The organism is Actinoplanes sp. NPDC051633 (assembly GCF_040681735.1).
Classification (GTDB): domain Bacteria; phylum Actinomycetota; class Actinomycetes; order Mycobacteriales; family Micromonosporaceae; genus Actinoplanes.
Map to the genome: position 1 here is coordinate 1 of NZ_JBFAZH010000222.1, position 8,465 is coordinate 8,465.

The 8,465-nt window shown below is 68.8% G+C and carries 7 protein-coding genes; 3 read left to right on the forward strand and 4 right to left on the reverse strand.

Annotation, left to right across the window (positions count from 1 at the left end; genetic code table 11):
- Positions 1–287 precede the first annotated feature (287 nt).
- From AB0M20_RS15145 to AB0M20_RS15155, 3 genes are read right to left on the reverse strand one after another with little or no spacing between them, the layout of a single operon-like run.
- On the reverse strand, positions 288–848 hold the full coding sequence (locus AB0M20_RS15145; protein WP_364298358.1) for a hypothetical protein: 561 nt from the start codon (positions 846–848) through the stop codon (positions 288–290).
- A gap of 41 nt (positions 849–889) precedes the next feature.
- The gene (tsaA, locus tag AB0M20_RS15150) at positions 890–1,294 is read right to left on the reverse strand and encodes a tRNA (N6-threonylcarbamoyladenosine(37)-N6)-methyltransferase TrmO (protein ID WP_364298360.1); all 405 of its coding nucleotides are present in this window, start codon (positions 1,292–1,294) and stop codon (positions 890–892) included.
- Complete coding sequence (locus AB0M20_RS15155; protein WP_364298362.1) at positions 1,291–2,733, reverse strand: XRE family transcriptional regulator; 1,443 nt, start codon at positions 2,731–2,733, stop codon at positions 1,291–1,293. Before AB0M20_RS15155 ends, tsaA begins: the two co-directional genes overlap by 4 nt.
- Before the next feature lie 107 nt (positions 2,734–2,840).
- On the opposite strand from AB0M20_RS15155, the gene aceA reads away from it, so the two are divergent.
- Positions 2,841–4,130 carry an isocitrate lyase gene (aceA, locus tag AB0M20_RS15160; RefSeq protein ID WP_364298364.1) on the forward strand — a complete coding sequence of 430 codons (1,290 nt, stop codon included), beginning with the start codon at positions 2,841–2,843 and terminating at the stop codon, positions 4,128–4,130.
- Positions 4,130–5,746, forward strand: a complete 1,617-nt coding sequence (aceB, locus tag AB0M20_RS15165; protein WP_364298366.1) for a malate synthase A — start codon at positions 4,130–4,132, stop codon at positions 5,744–5,746. The genes aceA and aceB overlap by 1 nt, the downstream gene beginning before the upstream one ends.
- On the opposite strand, the gene AB0M20_RS15170 is transcribed toward aceB, so the two are convergent.
- Complete coding sequence (locus AB0M20_RS15170; protein WP_364298368.1) at positions 5,735–7,174, reverse strand: mannitol dehydrogenase family protein; 1,440 nt, start codon at positions 7,172–7,174, stop codon at positions 5,735–5,737. The two genes, aceB and AB0M20_RS15170, sit on opposite strands and share 12 nt — an antisense overlap.
- Positions 7,175–8,055: 881 nt before the next feature.
- Here AB0M20_RS15170 and AB0M20_RS15175 point away from each other — a divergent pair.
- A partial coding sequence (locus AB0M20_RS15175; RefSeq protein ID WP_364298370.1) for a hypothetical protein occupies positions 8,056–8,465 on the forward strand: 410 nt, incomplete at its 3' end.

The window sequence follows — 8,465 nt, forward strand, 5'->3', positions numbered from 1 at the left end:
GATCTGGCCGGGCGCGCCGGGGCGGCGAGCACGGCGGCAACGAGTAGCCCCGCGGCGCCGAGGACGGCGGCGCCGCGAAGGACGGATGGGGACATGGGGACTCCTTGTCGGGACCGGGAGCAGGCGCGAACGCGGGGGAGACGCCGGGGGGTGTGTCAGCGCCCGATCGACGAACTTCGTTGTCCCATGGTGCGACCGACGACGATGGCCGTCAATACTTAAAATATCGGTCGCCACCGAAACTTGCGATGGCCCGCCACCAGCGGGAGGTCACTGCATCGACACAATCAACCCGCGATCGTGCCACCGAAACTTACGGACCGCGCAGTGGCGCGATCGAGCAGCGCGAGGACCTCTTCCTTGGTCCGGTCGCCGCGGTCGTTCCACGCGGTCAGGTCGCGCACCCGGGCGGCGCGGACCTCCGGCGGGCACGCCGGGCCGACCGGGTCGTCCTCCGGCGCGCCGCCGTCGAAGAGCTCCAGCCATAGGGCGTCGATGGCGGCGTAGCCGTACTCCGGCCGCGAGCTGTGCTGCCACGCCGCGTGCATCACCGCGCCGACCAGGCACGCCTCGACGACGCGGGAGTGATCCACGCGGCCGGGGAAGAAGCGCTGCCGGGCCTCGCCGCTCCCGGTCATCACGAACCAGCTGTGCTGCGTCCAGCCCCGCCGGACGACCTCGCGGGTCGTGGTGAGCACGGCGAGGGCGTGCTGCTGCCGCACGTTGCCCGGGCCGTTGGCGGTGGCCGGCTCGGCCGAGCCCCCGGACATGATGAACCTGGCCTTGAGCGCGGCCGCCAGCCGCACCAGCGGCCCCGTCGGGCGCTGTCGGGTGATCGTCTCGGGCATGTCCGCCTCCTCACCGACCGTTACGCCGATTGTGGCTCGCCTCAGCGGTCCGGGGTCAAGACCGGCTTGAGGTCCAGGACCGGAGTGCCGTTCAGCGCCTCGAGGCTGCCGACCTCGACGCGCGTGCCGTCGATCGCCACGATGTGCACCTCGTGCAGACCGATGGGATTCGGGCGGTCCGGCGAGCGGGTCGCGAAGACCCCGGTCATCGGGCGCGTGAGGTCGCTGCGCGGATGCACCGCCAGGGTCTCGCGGTCGGCGCGGTCCAGCCAGGTCAGCAACAACACGTCCATGCCCGCCGTCAGGCCGTCGAGCGCGGCCGCGTATCGGGGCTCGATGACCAGCCACGCCGGCGGGGCGCCCTCATCGGGCTGGCGTGGGGCGGCGTCCAGGTCGGCCAGCCCCGACTCGACGTGTCCGATCGGGCGCAGTTCGAAGTCGGTCATGGCGATCTCCGGTCGAGGAACTCGTACACGTCCTGGGCGTCCACGCCCGGGAAGGTGCCCGGCGGCAGGGCCGCCAGCAGGTGGGAGTGAACGCGCGCGCTCGGCCACGCGTTGCCCTCCCAGCGGTCCACCAGGGACGCCGGTGGGCGGCGGCAGCAGGACGGGTCCGGGCACCGTGACACGGTACGCCGGGAGGTGTCGCCGCCGCGGAACCAGCGTGCGTGCTCGTACGGCGTGCCGACCGTCACCGAGAACTCGCCCGAGCGGGTCGACTCCACGTGCACCGTGCACCAGTACGTGCCGGCCACCGTGTCGGTGAACTGGTAGAAGCTCGAATACGGGTCCTCGGCCTGGAACACCGTGCGCGACGCCCAGCGGCGGCACACGTACTGGCCCTCGATCGCGCCGGTCACGTCCGACGGGAAGCGCACGTTGTCGTTCTCGTACGCCTTGTAGACCGTGCCGCTCTCGTGCACCCGCGTGAAGTGCACCGGGATGCCGAAGTGGTGCGTCGCCAGGTTGGTGAAGCGGTGCGCCGCCGTCTCGTACGAGACCCCGAACGCGTCCCGGAAGTCGTCGATCGCGAGCGCCCGGTCCGCCTTCGCCGCGCCGAGGAAGTCGACCGAGAACCTCTCCGGCATCAGCAACGCCGCCGCGAAATAGTTCGCCTCCACCCGCTGCCGGAGGAAGTCGCCGTAGTTCAGCGGATCGCTGTGGCCCAGCACGAAGTGCCCCAGCGTCTGCAGCACCACGGCCCGCGGGTCGTGCCCCTTGTTGCTGGCCACCTGCGGCAGGAAGATGCGGCGGTTGCGCAGGTCGGTCACCGACCGGGTCGAGCTCGGCAGGTCCGCCACGTAGTGCAGGGTGAAGCCGAGCTGCGCCGCGATGTCCAGGATCCCGCGCTGCGACAGCGGCCCGGTCGAATGCCGCACCGACTGCAGGATCGACGCCGCCGCCTCCTCGATCTCCGCGAAGTAGTTGTTCCGCTCGCGCATCTCCACCCGCAACTGCGCGTTCGCCCGCCGCGCGACCTCCGGCGTCGCGCTCTGCTCGGCCAGCAGCCGGGACAACTCCCGATGCAGCCCGATCAGCGACTCCAGCGCGTCCGCGGGCAGCCGGCGGCCGGCTTTGACGACAGGCAGACCAAGATTTGTGTACGCGGCGGTGCTCTGGAAGTGGGCCAGCTCGATCTCCAGCCCGGCCCGCCGCGACGGCGCCTCGGGCCGCAGCAGCTCCTGCATCGGCACGTCCAGCGCGGCGGACAGCGCCTGCAGCACCGACAGCTTGGGCTCGCGCTTGCCGTTCTCGATCAACGACAGCTGCGACGGCGCCCGGCCGACCGCCGCGCTGAGCTGATCCAGCGTCATCCCCTTGGCGCGGCGCTGATGCCGCAGGCGCTGGCCCAGGGTGACGAGATCGACGAGAGGTGAAGCGGTCACGGCTTTGACGCTAGCAGAAGAAGTGCGATTCTTCTGCTCACATTTGGCTTCAGGACCCCTGGACGGCCGCGCAACAGTGAAGTTCTTCAAGGAAAGGAACGAAGAACATGTCTGATCTGCTGACCGATGTCAGGGGCGGTACCGCTGCGGACCTCACTCGGACCTGGGCCGGCGATCCTCGTTGGCTGGGCGTCCGCCGCGACTACACGGCGCAGGACGTGGTGCGGCTGCGCGGCACGCTGCAGGAACGGCACACGCTCGCGGAGCGCGGCGCCGTCCGGCTCTGGGATCTGCTGCACAGCGAGGACTACATCAACGCGCTCGGCGCCCTCACCGGCGGACAGGCCGTGCAGCAGGTGCGGGCCGGTCTGAAGGCGATCTACCTGTCCGGCTGGCAGGTGGCGGCCGACGCGAACCTTTCCGGGCACACGTACCCGGATCAAAGCCTCTACCCGGCCAACTCGGTGCCCGCCGTCGTGCGGCGCATCAACAACGCGCTGTTGCGGGCCGACCAGATCGACACGGCGGCCGGGCGTCACGACCGTGATTGGTTCGCGCCGATCGTGGCGGACGCCGAGGCCGGCTTCGGCGGCCCGCTGAACGCCTTCGAGCTGATGAAGGCGATGATCGCCGCCGGCGCCGCGGGCGTGCACTGGGAGGACCAGCTCGCGTCCGAGAAGAAGTGCGGCCACCTGGGCGGAAAGGTGCTCATCCCGACCCAGCAGCACATCCGTACGCTGAACGCGGCCCGGCTCGCGGCCGACGTCGCCGGCGTGCCGTCACTGGTCATCGCCCGCACCGACGCCCTCGCGGCGGACCTGCTCACCACCGACGTGGACGAGCGCGACAAGCCGTTCATCACCGGTGAGCGCACCGCCGAGGGCTTCTTCCGGGTGCGCAGCGGCCCCGAGCCGGCGATCGCGCGCGGCGTCGCCTACGCCGACTACGCCGACCTGCTCTGGGTGGAGACCGGCAAGCCGGACCTCGAGTTCGCCCGCTCCTTCGCCGAGGCCGTGCACAAGGTGCACCCCGACAAGATGCTGGCGTACAACTGCTCGCCCTCCTTCAACTGGAAGAAGAACCTGGACGACTCGACCATCGCGCGGTTCCAGAAGGAGCTCGGCGCCATGGGCTACAAGTTCCAGTTCGTCACGCTCGCCGGCTTCCACGCGCTGAACCACTCGATGTTCGAGCTGGCGCGCGGCTACGCCGAGGAGGGCATGACCGCGTACGTGAAGCTGCAGGAGGCCGAGTTCGCCGCCGAGGCGGACGGCTACACCGCGACCAAGCACCAGGCCGAGGTCGGCACCGGCTACTTCGACGCCGTGTCGACCGCCCTGAACCCGGAGAGCTCCACCACGGCGCTGTCCGGCTCGACCGAGGCGGAGCAGTTCTGATGACCCACGTTGAAGAAGTCACCGTCACCGGGAGCACCGCCGGCCGGTTCTCCGAGATCCTCACGCCCGAAGCGATCGCGTTCGTGGTCATGCTGGACCGGGAGTTCGGCGCGCGGCGGGTGCAGCTGCTGGACCGGCGGCGGCGCCGGCGGGCGACGCGTACCCAAGAATTGGACTTCTTGGCTTCTACCAAGAACATCCGGGACGATCTGTCGTGGACGGTCGCGCCGCCGAAGGACGACCTGAGCGACCGGCGGGTCGAGATCACCGGGCCGCCCGAGCGCAAGATGACCATCAACGCGTTGAACTCGGGCGCGAAGGTGTGGATGGCCGACTTCGAGGACGCGCTGTCGCCGACCTGGGAGAACGTGATCAACGGCCAGCTCAACCTGCTCGACGCGCTGTCCGCGCAGCTCAGCTGGACCGCGCCCGACGGCCGGGAGTACCGCGTCGAGGGCGAGCTGCCCACGATCATGGTGCGGCCGCGGGGCTGGCACCTGCCGGAATGCCACCTGCGGATCGGCGGCCGGGCGGTGTCGGCGGCGCTGTTCGACTTCGGGATGTACCTGTTCCACTGTGGCCGCACGCAGATCGAGCGGGGCAGCGGGCCGTACTTCTACCTGCCGAAGCTCGAGTCGCACCTGGAGGCGCGGCTGTGGAACGACATCTTCGTCTTCGCGCAGGCGCAGCTGGGCATGGAGCGTGGCACCATCCGGGCCACCGTGCTGATCGAGACGATCACGGCCGCCTTCGAGATGGACGAGATCCTGTACGAGCTGCGTGAGCACTCGGCCGGGCTCAACGCGGGCCGCTGGGACTACCTGTTCAGCATGATCAAGAACCGGCCGGACGTGGTGCTGCCCGAGCGGTCGCAGCTCACCATGACCGCGCCGTTCATGCGGGCGTACACCGAACTGCTCGTGCGCACCTGCCACCGCCGCGGCGCCCACGCGATCGGCGGCATGGCCGCCCTCGTGCCCAGCCGTGACCCGGTGGCCGCCAAGCGGGCGCTCAACTCGGTGCGGCAGGACAAGCGCCGCGAGGTCGGCGACGGCTTCGACGGCTCGTGGGTGGCCCACCCGGGCCTGGTGGCCACCTGCCAGGACGTCTTCGACCAGTGGCTGGGCTTCGAGCCGCACCAGATCGTGCGCCGGCGCGACGACGTGCGGGTCACCGCCGAGGACCTGCTCGGCGTCAAGGAGCAGGCCGGCGGCATCACGGAGGTCGCGCTGCGGACGTCGGTCAGCGTGGCGGTGCGGTACGTGGCGGCGTGGCTCGGCGGCCAGGGCGCGGTGGCGCTGAACGGGCTGATGGAGGACGCGGCCACCGCGGAGATCTGCCGCACCCAGCTGTGGCAGTGGATCCACTCCGGCACCCCGACCGATTACGGGGTGCCGATCACGGCCGGCATGGTCTCCCGCATGGTGCGCGAGGAGCTCGACGTGCTGTCGGCGACCGGGGCGCTGGATGAGGACGCTGCCCGCCGGTTCGGGCAGGCGCGCACGCTGCTCACGGTGCTGCTGAGCGAGCGCACCTGTCCCGAGTTCCTCACCCTGCCCGCCTACCTGAGGCACCTGTCCGCCGGCGCCACGGCCCAGGTGGCACTAGCCGCGTAGGTCCTCGAGTGTCGCTCGGGCCCCCTTCTCGTGCAGAGAGGCGAGCGCACTGCGGTAGGCGGAGACGAACCGCTCGTTGTCGGCCAGATCCCCGAACAGATCGCGGTTCTGGATAAAGGCGAGCGGTTCGTCTTTCTGCCTCCTGGCTATCTCGGTGAGTTCCTTCGACAGCCGGTCCACGACCTCGATCGGTTCACCCTGCTCGTCGACGCCCTCGGCGTAGCGCGCCCACGACGCCACCACCGCGGCCGACCGCAGGATCTCGCCGCCGGTGTCGAGGTTGTGCCGGACCACTGGGAGCAGCCACTTCGGGATGCGGTCGCTGCTCTCCGCGCACAGCCGCGCCACGGTGTCCTTCACCTGGGCGTTGGAGAAGCGGTCGATGAGCTGGTGCTTGTACTCGTCCAGGTCGATTCCGGGCACCGGCTCCAGCGTCGGGGTGGCCTCGGAATCCATGTAGGCGAGCAGGAACTCGGCGAACAGCGGGTCCTGCGCGACGTCGTGCACCAGCCGGTAGCCGGCCAGGTAGCCGAAATAGCAGAGTGCCTGGTGGCTCGCGTTGAGCAGCCGCAGCTTCATCAGCTCGTACGGCTCCACGTCGGGCACCACTTGCACCCCGGCCTCCTCGAACGGCGGCCGGCCCTGGTTGAAGGCGTCCTCGAGCGCCCACTGGGTGAACGGCTCGCACACCACCGGCCAGCCGTCGTCGATGCCGAAGCGCTCGCGAACCAGCGCGCGGTCGTCGTCCGTGGTGACCGGGGTGATCCGGTCCACCATGCTGTTGGGGAACTCAACGTTCGTCTCGACCCACTCGCCGAGCGCGGGGTCACGCAGGTTAGCGAAGGCCACGAAGCTGCGCCGGGCCGCGTGGCCGTTGCCCTGGATGTTGTCGCAGCTCATGATCGTGAAGGGCTTCTCGCCGCGGTCGCGCCGCCGGGCCAGCGCCTCGGTGATCAGGCCGAAGGTGGTCTTCGGGGCGTTGCCCGCCTGCAGGTCGTGCCGCACATCGGGGTTGTCGGCCACGAACTCGCCCGTGACGGCGTTGAAGTTGTACCCGCCCTCGGTGACGGTGAGTGAGACGATCTTGACGTCCGCCGACGCCATCTTCGCGATCACCGCCTCCGGGTCGTCCGGAGCGTACAGATACTCCTTGATCGACCCGATGACGCGGGCGTCGAGCGTCCCGTCGGGCGCCTTGACGACCAGCGTGTAGAGGCCGTCCTGTGCGACGAGCACGTCACGCATGCGCTGGTCGAAGGGCATGACGCCGACGCCGCAGATGGCCCAGTCGAGCGCCTTGCCGTCGTTCATCAGCCGGTCGAGATACATCGCCTCATGAGCCCGGTGGAAGCCGCCGACCCCGAAGTGCACGATCCCGGTCCGCAACGACCCACGGTCGTACTTCGGCCCGGCAACCCCTTCAGGCAATGCCTTGAGGTTACTCTCAGTAAGCGGCGTCATGGCGACTCCTCCCAGCGCTGGGCGTATCTCCCCTCAGCATCGCACCAGACACAGGCGACCACCGGGAAGACCGTCCGGGGGTACGGCCACACAGTGTTCCGGGTCGCACGCCACTTGGATCGTGGTGAGACCGCCTGCCGGGCAGCCGGCTGTCCCTCTGGGCAGCAGCCATTCGCAAATTTCCGAGTTTCTGGTTCGAAGAGGCGGGAAGGTCGCTATTCTGAATTTCCGGGACCGGATTGCCGGTCGCCGTTTGCTGATCGCGCCTCTGCACCTCTGCGCCGCACGCACCTCTCAATCTAAAAGTGCGGAACAAGCGGCGCGCTTGCTGAGGAATTGCAGATACCACCCCTCCGCCGGAACACCTTTGACGCTGCCGTCCTCCAGCGACAACTTCCCGGGCGTCTCCTCGGCGAATGCGCCCCGCTCCCCAGCACCCCGAAGAGGCGGATCGTCGGCGCCCGACCGACTTAGTTATCACAACCCGGCATCTTCGTTTCCTTGAGTAAGTCCCCGGACATGCAGCGACGGCCGCCTCTCGGCGAACATGGCCAGGCGCACGCATCGGGCCGATGCTTTGGCACCCGGTCAGGCGTAAAGTTTCAACATGCCAGCCTCTCGTGCCTCCGTTGACAGCGACCAGAAGACGCTCCTGGCTGCACTGCCCACCGACGGCAAGACAGTGGGTAATCAGGCTCTCCGGAAAAAGTCTTCGGTGGAGCATTGATCGGTACTTCACCGCGCGCAACACGTTGGCCGACGAGGGTTTGGTCGTGCGCGGTCCGGGACATGGCGGCACAGTTCGCCGGGCGACCGTTCCATCACCTGGTAGACGAACCGTATCGGTTGTGGTCGCGTCCGGAGTTGATGCTGCTGCTTCGATCGAGGCGTCGATCCAAAGTGAACTAGCTCTGTACGAGCCGATGCGGGCAGTGATCGCTGGTGAGTGGGCCAGGGACCACCGAGTCGAGCCACTCGCCGTGGAGGTGACTGCCTTGCAGGGCAGTCGGCTGACCGGCGGGGTCTGGTCGCGTCCCGACATCGTCAGTGTTGAGGTCCGAACGTTTGCATTCGTCCCGGGGAAGCATTTGGAAGTGGTCAGCTTTGAGGTTAAGGCCGCGCACTCCATCAACGTTCAGGCCGTATATGAGGCTTTGGCGCATCGGCGGTCCGCAACGCGGTCATATGTGTTGCTTCATGTGCCACCCGATCGAGCCGCGGACCTCGAAGCAGCCGTGGTCGACGTAGCAAACGCAGC